Below are 15592 nucleotides of genomic sequence, written 5' to 3' on the forward strand. Positions count from 1 at the left end.
CGAGTAGCACAGCCAGCAACAAAGCCTTACAGGCGCAGAGCAAACCACCCGTTTTACGGGTGGTCCTGATTATAAGCTATTGATTATTATTTGACAACCACACCTACACCATTTGGAATAACTACAACATCAGCATCTTTACCTTTTATGTCATATGCAATGTTTAATGCTTCGTCAAAAGTATAAGCATGTTTCATATGCATGCTCTTAATCATATTCGGATCGCACATATCTGTAACAACGATTACAGTGTAATTACATAGAATTCGTGTTAAAATTTGAATCTCCCATTGATCAGGAATTGTTTCATTTCTAGGAACTTTTAATATTTGTTCAAGAAGTTCTTCAGGAGATTTTGAATTTGCTATAGTTTCATAAAAAGATTGACCACCATGTCCATCGTTACAAGCGGCTATCATAATAATTACTCCGTCTTTCTTGCATGTAGCTTCTGCAGCTGTCATACCCTTTACAGCTTGGTATATATTTTGATCTAGTGGATATCCACCATTGCTTGAAATTGCAATGTCAGCTTGTATACTTTTTACACTGGAAAGCTCCATAACAAATTTGCAACCTTCTTCGTGAGCAAGTTTACTATCACCAGAAAAAGCATTTATAATATTCTTATCTTCATCTATAACTACATTTAGTATAAATGCAAGATTTGCTTTTTCAGCAGCATAGAGCATATCTTTGTGTATAGGATTATCTTTTATAATTCCAGTCCTTGCATGATTGCTGTTAATAAATTCAGAACAGTGATTTGCCATTATGGTTTTTGCTGAAGCTATTCCAGGTAATATGCTTTTTCTTCCACCAGAAAATCCAGCAAAAAAATGTGGTTCTATAAAACCTTCTGCTATTAGGAGCTCGGTTTCCATCGCTAATTTATTTAGGAATAACTCACCACCAGAAGGTAGTGTTCCCACATTTATTAAACTATTTTCATCTGTTGAAATATGGTTTATAATCTCCTCGTTATCAACGATGGTTTGTCCGAATTTATTTATCATTTCTTCTCTAGTTGTTGCTCTGTGAAAGCCTGTGGCTATAAGAATTTTTATGTTTATATTGGGATTAACGTTTCTTATTCTTTGTAATAAAATTGGCATGGTAATTTTACTAGGAACAGGTCGTGTATGATCACTAGTTATAATAACCATATTATTTTTACCAATTACTAATTCCTCTAAAGATTTACTACCTATGCAATTATCAAGAGCTTTATTCACTATATCATTTTGTGAAATATCAGCTTTATAGGTATTTGCCTTGGAAACTAAAATGCCCTTTAGATTTTTATCATCAATGTTTATTTTTAAAGATTTTGTTGAGTATGGAATCTCGATCGAAGCCATAAAATAACCTCCCTAAATAAAAATAATTGTATTTACACTCAAATTATAACATACATTTCTATAATTGGTAAGGCCAATTTAAATGTTTTCATAACTTAGATAAAAATTCATTATAAATATTTTTTTAGGAATTTATATATGTATTTATTTAAGTGACCGAGAAATGTTAAGATATATACAAGTTCTACGTATAGACTAGTAGAATAAAAAATTAATTTATTAGTTAATTATGGTTATACATAGGGATTAATTTATAAGTTTATAAAAAACTCGAGTAAGAAAATAGGAGGCAAGTTATGAAAATATTTGAAGCATGTGTGGGGAATTATAATGAGGCAATTTTAGCTGCCGAAAGAGGAGCTAATAGACTAGAACTTTGTGATAATTTGATGGAGGGGGGAACAACTCCAAGTTACGGAACAATAAGAAAAATTGTTGAGGATATAGATATACCAGTTATGGTTATTATAAGGCCATGCGGTGGAAATTTCACTTACACAAAAGAAGAACTAGAAATAATGAAATACGATGTGAAGATGTGCAAAGAACTTGGAGTTCACGGGGTGGTAATTGGTTCTGTAAAAGATTCTAAGGTAGATAAAGAAATAATAGAGGAGTTAGTTAATTTGGCAAAGCCTATGACAATAACTTTTCATATGGCATTTGACGAAGTTGAGGATAAAAAGATAGCCGTAGATGAAATAATTAAATTAGGAATAGATAGAATACTTACTAAGGGCGGATGTGAAAATGCTATGGCTGGAAAAGAGTGTTTAAAAGATTTAGTTAAATATGCAGACGGTAGAATTTCAATAATGCCAGGAAAAGGCGTTAATAAGGAAAATAGAGATTTTCTCTTGGAATATACAGGTGCAGTTGAAATACATGGTACTAGAGTAGTTTAGTATTATAAATAACTATACAAAAAGCAGAGCTTTTTTAACAATACTGCATTTAAGTCGGAATATTTTTGTAAATTTAATGTATTATGGCAAAATAAGTAAACCTAAATATATGGAAAAAGTAGTAAAATGATTTATAATATAATTGTTACTAACGATTATTCATAGAGTTTTAAATAATATATATGTTGCAATGCACAATTCACAATTATGGCTAAAATTCTTGAAATATTTTTAGAATTATGATGAAGAATTATTTTTGTAACATATATAATTACACTAATACTGGGGGGAGAATTTTGCTGGAAAATAAAATACTAGATTTAATTGAAAATGAGGATAAAAGAAAGCCATTAACCGACAGTGATATTGCTAAATTAGTAAATACGACTAGAGAATATATAACTCAATTTAGAACAGAAAAAAATATAAATAATTCTCGCCAAAGAAAAGAAGCAATTCTATATAGTGATATAAAAGAAATAATTATTGAAGATAAAGATATTTCAGATAGGCAGTTATGCAAAAGACTATCTATTCTTGGATATGATATTTCTAGATATTCAGTATCGCAGATTAAAAAAAGTATAATTTCAGAAGTTTTTCCGCAGAATGCTGCTGAAAAATCAAATTTAAATAAAGATCAACCGAAAAATTTTATAACAGTTAAATCAGTAGTTGATAAAGATGGGACTGAAATTAATAATAGCTCCAATATAGATAATTCAAATAAGGGCGATAAAAGTAACACTAATTATTTAAGAAATATTATAGGATATCACGGCTCGTTAAAAAATGCAATTAGTCAAGCAGAAGCAGCAGTGTTATATCCACCTCATGGGCTCCATACTCTTTTACTTGGAGCTTCTGGTGTTGGAAAAAGTTTTTTTGCAGAGGCTATGTATAATTTTGCTATTAGTTCTTCGCATTTTGATAAGAATGCACCATTTGTACTTTTTAACTGTGCTGATTATGTAGATAATCCACAATTACTTCTTTCTCAATTGTTTGGTTACAGTAAAGGTGCTTTTACTGGCGCCATCACGGATAAAGTTGGATTAGTGGAGAAAGCAAACAATGGGATACTATTCTTAGATGAAGTCCATAGATTACCAAGCGAAGGTCAGGAAATATTGTTTTATCTGTTGGATAAGGGAAAGTACAGAAGGCTTGGTGAAACTGAAAATAGTAGGACAGCAAATGTAATGATAATTGCAGCAACAACAGAAGATCCAAAATCATCCTTGCTACTAACATTCAGAAGAAGAATTCCAATGATAATTGAACTTCCGTCTATTAACAACAGGCCCGTTAATGAAAAATATGTTTTGATTAAAAGTTTTTTTTCACAAGAATCAGCTAGAGTTGGAAAGGAAATTACCATACGATATGAAGTCATTAGATCGTTACTATTATACAATTGTCCAGGGAACATAGGACAGCTGCGAAGTGATATACAAGTTGCATGTGCAAGAGGTTTTTGTAATTCCTTAAGTAATAATTCAAATGAAGTTGCTATTGATATAAAAGATTTGCCTAAGCATGTTCCTCTAGAAATATTAAGTGTTAAGGATAGAGAACTAGTGTCAGAAGATATTTTTAATGAAGATTTGGTTGTTAATCCTAATGATGTTGTGACACAGAAATCCAAAGATGATAGATATATGTTACCTGATGGAATATATAGTAATATAGAGGAAAAGTATTATAAACTTGAAAAGCAGGGGTTAAGTAAAGATGAAATTAATAAAATATTGTGGAGCAAAGTGGAATTCAATTTAAGTAAGTTTGCAAAAAATATAGAATCAAATATGTTTTTTCCAAAGGAAGAACTAAAAAATATAATAGATGAAAAAATATTAAATGTGGTTGAAAAAGTAACTGATATTGCAAAACAATATATAGAAAATATCCAGGAAAATTTTTATTATTGTGTAGCAATGCATTTGAATTCAACTTATGAACGACTAAAACAGGGAAGAATAGTAAGGAATCCTGAATCAGATTATATAAAGAAGGAATATTACAATGAATACAGAATTGCAAAAATATTAACTAAAGAAATAAATAATAGCTTAGATATTGAACTTCCAGAAGACGAAATAGGCTTTATTGCCATGTACCTAAAAACGTTTTCTGAGGTGGATAAAAATGTAAGTAGAGTGGCTGTTATTGTATTAAGCCATGGACATGTTGCTTGTGGTATGGTCGATGTAGCAAATAAACTATTAGGTACAAATCTTGCAGTTGGAATTGAAATGTCACTAGATGAAAATCCTCAAACTTTACTTGAAAGAGCTATAGAAGTGGTTAAAAGAGTTAATGAAGGTAAAGGATGCTTGATATTGGTTGATATGGGATCACTGGTTACATTTGGGGAAATAATAACAAAAGAAACAGGAATTCCAACTCGAGTTATTGGTAGGGTAGATACTGTAATGGTATTAGAAGCAGTTAGAAGATCATTAATGGAGAATAGTAACTTATACGAAATTTCTAAAGCTCTTGATGGAGACAAGGCTTACGTTGGGAAAGTTAAAGGGGCGAATAAATATACTAAAACTATAATTACAATATGTATAACAGGTGAAGGGACCGCGTTAAAAATAAAAAAGTATCTTGAAGATGTAGTACTAGGAAATACAAATAAGAACTTAAGAATTATATCAGTTGGAATTATAAATAAAGATAATGCTCAAAATGAAATAATTAAAATTAGTAGAGATCATGATATAGCTGCAATAGTCGGAACTATAGATCCTGAATTAGAAAGTATTCCATTTATATCTTTTCAGGATATTTTAAAAGAATCAGGTAAATTAAGATTAAAAGAATTCCTTGGAATAAATAAGAAACAGTTTAATCCTTTAATAAATGTAATTGATGAGGAATTAATAAAAGTTAATAATGATAGCTTTACCAAAAGTGATTTAATAGATGAGATGTGTAGTCTTCTTATATCAAAAGGAAGAGTTAGTGAGAATTTTACAATGAGTGTGTATAAGCGAGAAATGCTTGGAGGAACCTTGTTTGAAGGAACATTTGGAATACCTCATGGCCTATCAGAATTCGTTGAAAAATCATCTATAGCTATTTTTAAACTTAATAATCCTATTTTATGGGATTATAATTGTATGGTAGACGTTGTGATTATGTTGGCACTTAAAGAAAATGATGGAAAAGTGGTTAGACAATTATTTGATACCTTATCAAAGACAGAAGTAGCTAATAAATTAAGAAAATCAAATTCTCCAAAAGAGATTTCAGACATATTATTAAAAATCTAATAACTATTTTAAGTTACAAGGTAAAAAGTAAAAATTTTATCTTGTAACTTTATATTTTTAAATATATATTACCTTTTCAGCATAGTTTTGGCACGGCGATTGCTTTAGAAATATTGTGAAGATGTAATCAAATATAAAAAAGTATAAAAAAACAACATCAAGTGAAGAAGAAGTATGATTACTAGAAATATTAAAGAAATTTTATACAAAAAAGGAGGTAGTTTAATGACTTGAAGCATTTAGAAACTATTGAGAAGAAATTTAGCGTTAAATAACCTTGAAGCTAAATTTAAAGTTGGGTTTAAAAATATATATTATTACCTTTTCAACATAGTTTTGGCATGATAATTGCTTTGTAAATATTATGAAGATGTAATCATGGATGAAAACGTATAAAATACTTACAAAAAAGGAGGAAGTTAAATGACTAGAAGTATTAAAGAATTTTTAAGAAGAGATTTAGTAGTAAATAATCTTGAAGCTAGATCAGCAGAGGATGTCTTTAAGAAGATGTCTCCAATATTATTAGAAGCAGGATTTGTAGAAGATTCCTTTTTTAATGGGTTAGTAAATAGAGAGAGTAAATTTCCTACAGGTTTATTACTTGGAAAATACAATGTTGCAATACCCCATACAGATGCCATACATGTTAAGAAACCAGCAATAGCCATTGCAACACTAAAAAATCCAGTGAAATTTAATAGCATGGATGGAAATGGAAGTGTAGATGTTAATATAGTATTTACTATGGCTTTAAATGAACCTCATAGTCAGATAGTAATGTTACAGCAATTAATGTTTTTAATCCAGAATGAAAGCATTCTCGAAAATATGCTTCAAGCAAAAAATAGCGACGAGGTGTATGATATCGTTTCAAGCTTTAATTGTAATTGCGAATAATTAATGAGCAATTATTTAAATTATATGATTTTATTTTAAGGAGGCAAAAAAATGGACAAACAAAAATTAATATTAGTAGCTTGTGGTACAGGAATTGCAACTTCAACAGTTGTATGTAAAAAGGTGGAAGACTTGATTAAAACTAATGGGATTAATGCGAGAATTATACAATGCAAGATTTCAGAGGTGGTAGGTTATGAAGATCAAGCAGATCTTTTAGTAACAACTACAATTTCATCACGAAATTATAAATTCCCTGTAATTAATGCTATGAACTATCTAACTAACATTAATCCAGGAAAAGTTGACCAAGGAATTATAGATGCTTTGAAATAAAAAAAGATAGGCCACTTTAAAGGTGGACCTATATAAAAAATTTAATTGGACTACTAATTATTATAGCACATAAAATTATGTATTTGAAGCTTAGGACAACACATCTTAATTAATAGTATTTTTTGTTCAAAAACTAAATCATATATACAAATTTATGATATGAACACTTAATTGAGAATTTATAAAAGTAAATAAAATTTGATAATATAGGGGGAAAGAAAATGTTATTAAATGTAGTGCAATACATTTTGAACTTAGGACCAACTGTTATGCTGCCATTAACAATTACTATCATTGGTATTATATTTGGACAAGGATTTAAAAAAGCATTTAGATCAGGTATTACAATTGGTATCGGATTTGTTGGTATAAATTTGGTTGTTGGATTGCTTACAACAAATCTTGGTGGCGCAGCACAACAAATGGTTACTAGATATGGATTACAGCTAAGCATAATAGATGTAGGCTGGCCAGCAGCAGCTGCAATAAGCTGGGCATCTCCTATAGCAGCAATAATGATTCCAATAGCTATGCTAGTAAATTTAGTAATGTTAGCTACAAAGACAACAAATGTAGTTGATATTGATATATGGAATTATTGGCACTTTACTGCAGCTGGTGCAAGTGTATACGTATTAACTAATGGTAACTGGTTACTTGCTATTTTGGCTGGTATTTTATACGAAGTTGCTGTTATTAAAATTGCAGATAAGACAGCTCCAATGGTTCAAGAATTCTTTGGACTTGAGGGAGTATCATTGCCAACCGGTTCAACTGCAGCTTGTGGTCTTATAGGAATTCCTATTGTTAGTGTAGTAAAAAGAATTCCAGGCATAAAAAATTTAAAAGCAGACCCAGAAACTATTCAAAAAAGATTCGGCGTTTTTGGAGAACCTATGATGATGGGACTTATTCTTGGTATTGTACTTGGAATTCTTGCTGGCTATGGTGTAGATAAAATCTTGCAAATAGGTATTTCAATGGCTGGTGTCATGTTCTTAATGCCTAGAATGGTTAGAATACTTATGGAAGGTTTAATTCCTGTTTCAGAATCAGTTAGAGAATTCTTACAAAAGAAAAATTTTGGGAAAGATAGAAATCTTACAATTGGTTTGGATGCAGCAGTAGCTGTTGGACATCCAGCAGTTATTGCAACAGCACTTGTATTAGTTCCTATTACATTATTCTTAGCAGTAATATTACCTGGAAATCAAGTTCTACCTTTTGGAGATTTAGCTACAATATGTTTTTATGTTGCCTTTATAGTTGGTGCAGCAAAAGGTAATATAGTTCACTCAGTTATATCAGGTACAATTGTTATGGCATTAGGATTACTAATGGCAACAAATATTTCGGGATTCCATACTCAAATGGCTCAAATGGCTCAATTTACAATGCCGGCAGGAACATCAACTATTTCAAGTTTAGATATGGGAGGAAATTTCTTAAACTGGATAGTAATTAAGATATTCCAATTATTCACAGGAAGTCTATAAAGTGAAACTTAGCTTCAGAGGGAGTTTTAACCTTCACTGAAGGTTAGTTGAAGTTATCTAGGGTCGTGCCACTGTTATCTCTCACTTTAATAGAAGATGGGAGTGTTACAGTGGCTAGACATCAGATAAGATTAAATAACCTAATTTGTTAAAGAGTGCTTATTAGTACTCTTTAATACCATTGGCTATTTACAAGGAAAGGATGATGGTTATAGTGGAAGTAACAAATTTAAAAGTAGAAGAACTTATTGGAATGGATTTTAAGTGTGAATGTGGAAAAAGGCACAGTGTAGAAATTAATTCTGTAAAAATAGGAAGTAATATAATAGAACGGCTTCCAGAATTCCTAAAAGAGTTTAGGAATAAAAAAATATTAATTATACAGGATGTCCACACATATGATATAGCAGGAAAAAGAGTTGAAGAAACATTAAATAATGATTTTTTATTAAAGAAATATGTGTTTCCACAGGAACACTTATTGCCTGATGTATATGCTCTTGGAAGAGTTTTAATAGAAATAGAAGATGATACAGAACTTATACTTGGTGTAGGCTCAGGCGTTATAAATGACATTTGCAGGTATGTCGCTTACAGAGCACATGTGCCTTATGCCATAGTATGTACTGCACCATCTATGGATGGATATGCATCTGTAGTATCGCCTTTAATTACAGATGGATTCAAAGAATCTCATAAAGCAGCCTATGCTTATGGAATATATGCGGATATTGACATTATGAAGAATGCTCCAATGTATTTACTTTGTTCAGGACTTGGGGACGTATTAGGTAAATATACTGCTCTCGCAGACTGGTCAATTACAAACCTCTTAACAGGGGAGTATTATTGTAAGACTATTGCGGATATGGTTCAATCTACAGTAAATAAGTGTGTTGCTGCTGCACCAAGGATTCCAGAAAGGGATGATGAAGTAGTAAAAAATATAACAGATGCGCTAGTATTGTCGGGAATAACTATAGGAATGTCAGGTTCTTCAAGACCTGCATCAGGTTCTGAGCATCATATTGCTCATGGATGGGAAATAATGTTTCATACAAGAAATAGTGAAGAAAAATGGGTACATGGAAATTTTGTTGGAGTAGGTACAGTTGTAATGGCTATGTTATTTGAAGCATTAAAGGATATAGATATAGAAAGTGTTATGGCTAAGAAAAGCTTCAGATACTACGATATGAATAAATGGAGACAAAATATTGAAAGCGTATTTGGTAAAGTGGCAGTTAATGTAATTAACTATAAAAAGGATGCAATTGAATTGGATCCTGATAGGAGACAAGAAAATGCAGAAAAGATAGCAGCAAACTGGAAAGAAATTCTTGATATTGGACATACTCTAGTTCCAAGTTCTGAGAAAGTAAAGAAAATACTACAGGATGGTGGATGTGTATGGCATCCAGAAGAGATTGGAATAGATAAGAATTTATTTATTAAGACTTTTATTGCTGCAAAGGACATAAGAACAAGATATGGCGTTGTGCATTTAATCGATAATCTTGGATTAACAGATGAAATTGCTAATTTAATTGCTGATAAATTGTATAAGGCACAATCAAAAAAATAACAAATTCATCTGCCAAGCCTATTTTCCATCATGCTTCTTCAGCAGATTACCTAATAGACTTGCTATGAGACTAATCAAAAATAGGCTTGGCATTTTGGACTTGTTATTTTCTTTCATGTGCCTAAATCCAACAACATATAAGACAATTATATGTTTTAATGTGGAGGTAAAAATGAATGATTTAAAAGATATTAAATGTTTTCTATTAGATATGGACGGGACTTTCTATCTTGGAAATACAATTATTGATGGAGCTCTAGACTTTCTAGACATTTTAAAAAGTCAACAAAAGAAATTTATATTCTTAACAAATAACTCTTCGAAAAATAAATCAACTTATAAGCAAAAACTTTCAGCATTTGGCTGTTATGTTGATGAAGAACAGATTTACACATCTGGTGAAGCAACCATATGGTATATGAAGAAAAACTGCATAGGTAACAAGATATATCTCATGGGTACAGAACCACTTATGGCAGAATTTGAAAAGGCTGGCTTTATACTAGTTAAGGACAAAAATGACAAACCGGATTATGTAGTTCTTGGGTTTGACACTACACTAACTTATGAAAAAATATGGACAGCTTGTGATTATATAAGAGATGGAGTACCATTTATAGCTACTCATCCAGATTTCAATTGCCCAATTGAAAATAGCAAATATATGCCCGATACTGGCTCTATGATAAGAATGTTTGAATCATCCACAGGTATTTCTCCTGTGGTTATAGGGAAGCCATATGGATATATAGTAGAGGCTATTATTGAAAAGTATGGGCTTAAAAAAGAAGAAGTGGCAATTGTAGGAGATAGACTTTACACTGACATTAAAACTGGAGTGAATGCAGGAATAACTAGCGTTCTTGTATTAAGTGGTGAGACATCAGAAGCTATGTATAGAGAATCTGACATAACTGCAGATTATGTATTTTCATCAATTAAATATATTGGTGAAGAGCTGATGCAGTTTTATGAAAGCTTTATTTAAGACCTTGATGATTAGAAGAATTTTATCTAGTCATTGTATGTTAAAAAAGTATTGAAAATTCATGGAAAGTAATTGTATTCTATGAGTTTTGAAAAATTAAAAAGAAGTTAATATTCAAAATTAGGAGGCAATATTATGAGCATTATAACAATTATTGGAGCAGGTCAAATGGCATCTGCACTAACTTTTCCAGCAACCGAAAATAATAATAAGATAAGACTTGTGGGTACACCATTAGATAGAGAAATCATAAATACAGCAAAGGCTACAGGTTTTCATTCCACATTAAAACGCCAATTACCTGAAACAGGAATTGAATACTATCAAATTGAAGATGTAAATGAAGCAATAGATGGAGCAGAGCTTATTATTTGCGGAGTCAGCAGCTTTGGGGTGGACTGGTTTGCAGACAATATATTACCTATTATACCTGAAGAGATTCCTATTCTTTCAATAACAAAAGGAATGATTACTAGTAATGATGGCAAAATGATAAATTATCCTCACTACTTTTTAAGTAAACTTCCTTCTAATAAAAAACTATCTATTAGCGCTGTTGGCGGACCATGTACTAGTTATGAACTTGCAGATAAAGATAATTCTGAAGTTGTATTTTGTGGGGATGATATAAATTTACTTAGAAAGTTTAAGAGTTTATTTGAAACATCATACTATCATATTAGCTTATCTACAGATATTATAGGTGTTGAATGTGCAGTAGCGCTAAAGAATGCTTATGCTTTAGGTGTATCACTAGCTATTGGATTAGCTATTGGAGCTGATGGCTCTGGAAAAGAGCATTATAATTCTCAGGCTGCACTTTTTGGACAAAGCATAAAGGAAGCTAAACGCCTTTTGAAAATAGTGGGGGGAGGAGAAGAAAACATTATATATTTTGGCGGCGACTTATATGTAACTGTATTTGGTGGACGTACACGTAGAATAGGAACTTTATTAGGACAAGGATTTTCATTTAAGGAAGCTATGGAACAATTAAAAGGAGTTACATTAGAATCAGTAGTTATTGCTACTCGTGCTGCGAAGTATGTGCATTGTTTAGTAGAAAAAGGAGTAGTTAAACTTAGTGATTTTCCAATGATAACTCATATTGATGAGATTATAAATTCAGATGGCAAGGTTAATATTCCATGGAAAGCATTCGAGTCTGAAAAAATATTATAATTTATCATTAACTAGCTGAAAATTTGGAATGTAAAGTTTAATAACTTTAATTAAAATTTTAAAGTTAAATTACCATGATTAGAAAATGAGTATGTAGTAAATATTATTTGATATCATATTTTGAGTACAGTATTAGATTTGAATTTAGTGCTGTACTTTTTATAAGCTTCTTCAACAATATATGATATAATCTTTAAAGGATAAGTTGACCATTTTCCTATTTTTATAAAATTGTTATTCCAGTTAAAGAGAGTTAGTGTTATAATTACATAAGAAAATTGTGTAAAAAAGTGAATTAATATACATGTATGTATATTAATTTCTTTTTGTTTACTATATTTCATAGTAACTCATAAAATTTTATTTCGTTAAAATCAAAATGCCATTTAATTTAAGATAAGTTTCTATGTTAATAACACTAATACATATTTGATATTATTAATACATAAAGTTTTTTTAATTAGTAAAGTAGTTAGGAATCTTATTTTAATGAGTATATATTGAGTTACTGATTTTCTTTTTCAGGGGGTAGCAATATATGTTTCAACGCGAATGCGATCAAGAAGCAAGTTATATTATAGAATCAAAAAAGAAATGTCTTGAGTTAGGGTTGGACTCAAATAATCCTAAAATGCCTAAGAATATTATGTCTGAATTGGAATTAGGACAAAAAAGAGATGCCTATGACGAAATTCTAGAAGTTGTCAAATTTTTTAGTAATAAGATGATAAAATTATTAGAAGGCACGCCTGTATTGATAACAATTACAGATGAAGATGGATATTTGCTAGATGTTCTTGGAGATAAATCTATTAGGGAAACAATGTCTCAATTTGGAGTTAAGCCAGGTATACAATTTCGAGAAGAGGAAATGGGTACAAATGTAGTTAGTTTAACACTTAAGCAAAACCATCCAATACAACTAATAGGAAGCAATCACTATCATAAATGCTTTCAAGACAGTGCATGTTATGGAGTTCCATTTCATTATTCAGATGATGGTAATTTATTAGGAAGTATATGTATTATGACTGCGATTATACTTCATAATCCATTTTTTTTAATGACATTAACTACTGTAGTTGATGCAATAGAGCGTGAACTATTGCTAAGAAAGCAAAATCTAAAGATAACCGAACAAAAAGAATTATTATATGAATCAGAAAAGAGACAAAGAGAGTTTCTTGAAAAAGATTTAGCAATGAAGGATGAATTTATAACTTTAATCACACATGAATTTAAAACGCCAATAAATGTTATTTATTCAGCTATACAATTGATTGAACATGTGTATATTAGTGAAATTCCTGAATCAGTGAATAAACTTATTGGAAGCATAAAACGCAATACATTTAGACAATTGAGACTTGTGAATAATTTGTTAGATATTACAAAATTAAAATCGGATCAGTTTAAATTGAATTTGAAATATTTGGATATTGTGTTTTTAACAAGATTAATTACAGAATCAATAAAAGTTTATGCGGATCAAAAGAGAATTAACCTTTATTTTAAAACTAATATTAATAATAAAAATATTTCAATAGATGATGAAAAATACGAACGTATAATCTTAAATTTATTATCAAACGCTATAAAATTCACACCTGAAGGAGGCTCAATAACTGTTGAGCTTAAAGAAAATAGCAATGATAAAACAGTAGATATATCTGTAACTGACACGGGGGTTGGCATACCAAAAGAGAAACATAAGGTAATATTCCATAGATTTGGACAAGTTGAAAATAATCTTTCGAGGTTAGCAGAAGGTAGTGGTATTGGATTAGCTCTTGTAAAGATGTTAGTAATTATATTAGAAGGAGAAATAGAAGTTGAGAGTGAAGTCGGATGTGGAAGTAAGTTTACTATAACTTTACCTATTAAAGAGGAGATAGTTAATGAAGAAAGTAAAATATCACAAAGATATGATAACAGGTTAATAAATGCCATTAATGTTGAATTTTCTGATATATATTTCTAATAATATTTAGATAGTATTTCATTTTTGATCATGAATATAAAAATTAGAAAAGGTATAAACTAAAAAATGAGGTGAGAAAAAATGACAAACTATAAATTTATTACAAATAATAATGAAAATGATTCGTCAAATACCACAAATACATCTATGCCAGCAAAAAATAGGAAAAGACATAAACCTGTAAGAGGAATTCCTAGAACTGAAATGTAATAAATGGCAACTATAAGTTTGTAGAATGAAAAAAGTGCGGTACTAAAAATATGTTTTGGTACTGCACTTTTTAAGTTTATATAATTATAACCTAATTACTTTAAATTAAGAATATTTTTTATATTAAAACACATGATAAATTTAAATACTATAACTCGGCGAAAAAAATGGAGGATCTATAATGAGCATCTTAAAAAAAATAATAACATTTATAATTTTAGTTTTATTAATAATTACATCATTATATACTTCAACAAAAAATGTATGTGCTATCCCCAATTTAAGTAAAAACACCCCTATTAAAATAGCAGTATTTTCGGATAACTCTAGCGCTATGTATATTTCTCTTCTTAAAGAAAATTTAGAACGTATTGAAAAAGAAAATGAAGACAAAGTCAAGTTTACGTTTTTTGATGCTAAAGACAATCAGGCTAAACAAAATGAAAGCATAGAGAAAGCTCTTTCGCAAGACTTTGATCTTTTTATTATAAGTATAATCTCTCCCAATTTAAAAGATGTAGAAAGTACTTTGCGCAAAATAATGGAAAAAGATATTCCTATAATTTTGAATCCTGATCCAGTACAAGAAATAATAAACTTTGTTAAACCATATAAACGTTTTGTTGTTGTCGGTGCTGATTTTGAACAATCAGGTACTATGGAAGGGAGTATTCTTGTTAATGAATGGAGATCCAATAAGCAGATAATAGATAAAAATCACGATGATGCATTGCAGTATATTATGCTAAAAGGTAGAATCGGAAGCCCTCTAACATCGTTAAGGACAAAATACTCAATTTTAGCGCTTAATGATGCTGGAATAAAAACAGAGGAACTTGCTTCTCCATCATGTGAATGGATGGAAGATTGTGCCCAAAGTGCTGTGGAGTCATTATTTCTTAAATATGGTGACAAAATTGAAGCAATAGTTTCAAATAATGATGCGATGGCAATAGGAGCGGTTGAAGCTTTGCAGAAATATGGATACAACAAAGGCGGTAAATCTAAAACAATTCCAGTTGTAGGTATTGACGGCATGCCAACTGCTAAAGATTTGATAAAAAAAGGTTTTATGTCGGGAACTGTTGTTGTAGAACCTAGCGATCTTGCTGAAGCTCTTTATTCTATCGGTATGAATTTGGCTTATGGTAAATCACCCCTTGAAAACACTAAATATAAATTTGATGAAACTGGATTTAGAGTTCATTTAAAGTATAATGAATTCATAAAGTAGTTGAAGTAATGAGAGTTTAATTAGCATTAAAATAATTAATAATGCGAAGTGCTGTGTGAAATCTAAACAATTCAAGATTTTTGCATTTTAAATGGAATTAATATTATTTAAATTTAGAATTGGGAAAATA

At 30.3% G+C, this 15592-nt stretch carries 12 protein-coding genes; 11 read left to right on the forward strand and 1 reads right to left on the reverse strand.

Annotated features, from left to right (window positions below; translation table 11 throughout):
- Positions 1 to 86: 86 nt before the first annotated feature.
- A complete protein-coding gene (gene larA / locus L1S46_RS24815) occupies positions 87 to 1361 on the reverse strand; it encodes a nickel-dependent lactate racemase (RefSeq protein ID WP_238901263.1) in 1275 nt (424 codons plus the stop codon).
- A 296-nt stretch (positions 1362 to 1657) separates the two neighbouring features.
- Between larA and L1S46_RS24820 the strand changes: the two genes are divergently transcribed.
- The 11 genes from L1S46_RS24820 to L1S46_RS24865 all read left to right on the forward strand — a co-directional run bounded on the left by L1S46_RS24820 (position 1658) and on the right by L1S46_RS24865 (position 15462).
- Positions 1658 to 2266: a copper homeostasis protein CutC gene (locus L1S46_RS24820; RefSeq protein WP_238901264.1), complete on the forward strand. Its 609-nt coding sequence runs from the start codon at positions 1658 to 1660 to the stop codon at positions 2264 to 2266.
- Positions 2267 to 2562: 296 nt separating this feature from the next.
- Positions 2563 to 5550 carry a sigma 54-interacting transcriptional regulator gene (locus tag L1S46_RS24825; protein WP_238861507.1) on the forward strand — a complete coding sequence of 996 codons (2988 nt, stop codon included), beginning with the start codon at positions 2563 to 2565 and terminating at the stop codon, positions 5548 to 5550.
- A gap of 423 nt (positions 5551 to 5973) precedes the next feature.
- The gene (locus tag L1S46_RS24830; RefSeq protein WP_012058710.1) at positions 5974 to 6450 is read left to right on the forward strand and encodes a PTS sugar transporter subunit IIA; all 477 of its coding nucleotides are present in this window, start codon (positions 5974 to 5976) and stop codon (positions 6448 to 6450) included.
- Positions 6451 to 6501: 51 nt separating this feature from the next.
- Positions 6502 to 6786: a PTS sugar transporter subunit IIB gene (locus tag L1S46_RS24835; protein ID WP_077841045.1), complete on the forward strand. Its 285-nt coding sequence runs from the start codon at positions 6502 to 6504 to the stop codon at positions 6784 to 6786.
- Positions 6787 to 7007: 221 nt separating this feature from the next.
- Positions 7008 to 8282: a PTS galactitol transporter subunit IIC gene (locus L1S46_RS24840; protein WP_012058712.1), complete on the forward strand. Its 1275-nt coding sequence runs from the start codon at positions 7008 to 7010 to the stop codon at positions 8280 to 8282.
- Positions 8283 to 8487: 205 nt separating this feature from the next.
- On the forward strand, positions 8488 to 9867 hold the full coding sequence (locus L1S46_RS24845) for a sn-glycerol-1-phosphate dehydrogenase (RefSeq protein ID WP_238901269.1): 1380 nt from the start codon (positions 8488 to 8490) through the stop codon (positions 9865 to 9867).
- Between the two features lie 172 nt (positions 9868 to 10039).
- On the forward strand, positions 10040 to 10855 hold the full coding sequence (locus tag L1S46_RS24850) for an HAD-IIA family hydrolase (RefSeq protein WP_238861508.1): 816 nt from the start codon (positions 10040 to 10042) through the stop codon (positions 10853 to 10855).
- 135 nt (positions 10856 to 10990) lie between these two features.
- Positions 10991 to 12037, forward strand: coding sequence for a glycerol-3-phosphate dehydrogenase (locus tag L1S46_RS24855; RefSeq protein WP_238861509.1), 1047 nt, complete (start codon positions 10991 to 10993; stop codon positions 12035 to 12037).
- 538 nt (positions 12038 to 12575) lie between these two features.
- Positions 12576 to 14018 carry an ATP-binding protein gene (locus tag L1S46_RS24860; protein WP_238861510.1) on the forward strand — a complete coding sequence of 481 codons (1443 nt, stop codon included), beginning with the start codon at positions 12576 to 12578 and terminating at the stop codon, positions 14016 to 14018.
- 81 nt (positions 14019 to 14099) lie between these two features.
- Positions 14100 to 14228 carry a hypothetical protein gene (locus L1S46_RS26450; protein WP_017211662.1) on the forward strand — a complete coding sequence of 43 codons (129 nt, stop codon included), beginning with the start codon at positions 14100 to 14102 and terminating at the stop codon, positions 14226 to 14228.
- A gap of 181 nt (positions 14229 to 14409) precedes the next feature.
- A complete protein-coding gene (locus tag L1S46_RS24865) occupies positions 14410 to 15462 on the forward strand; it encodes a galactose ABC transporter substrate-binding protein (protein WP_238901265.1) in 1053 nt (350 codons plus the stop codon).
- The last annotated feature ends 130 nt before the right edge of the window (positions 15463 to 15592 follow it).

The sequence above is a fragment of the Clostridium sp. YIM B02500 genome, assembly GCF_022324665.1.
Lineage (GTDB): Bacteria > Bacillota > Clostridia > Clostridiales > Clostridiaceae > Clostridium > Clostridium beijerinckii.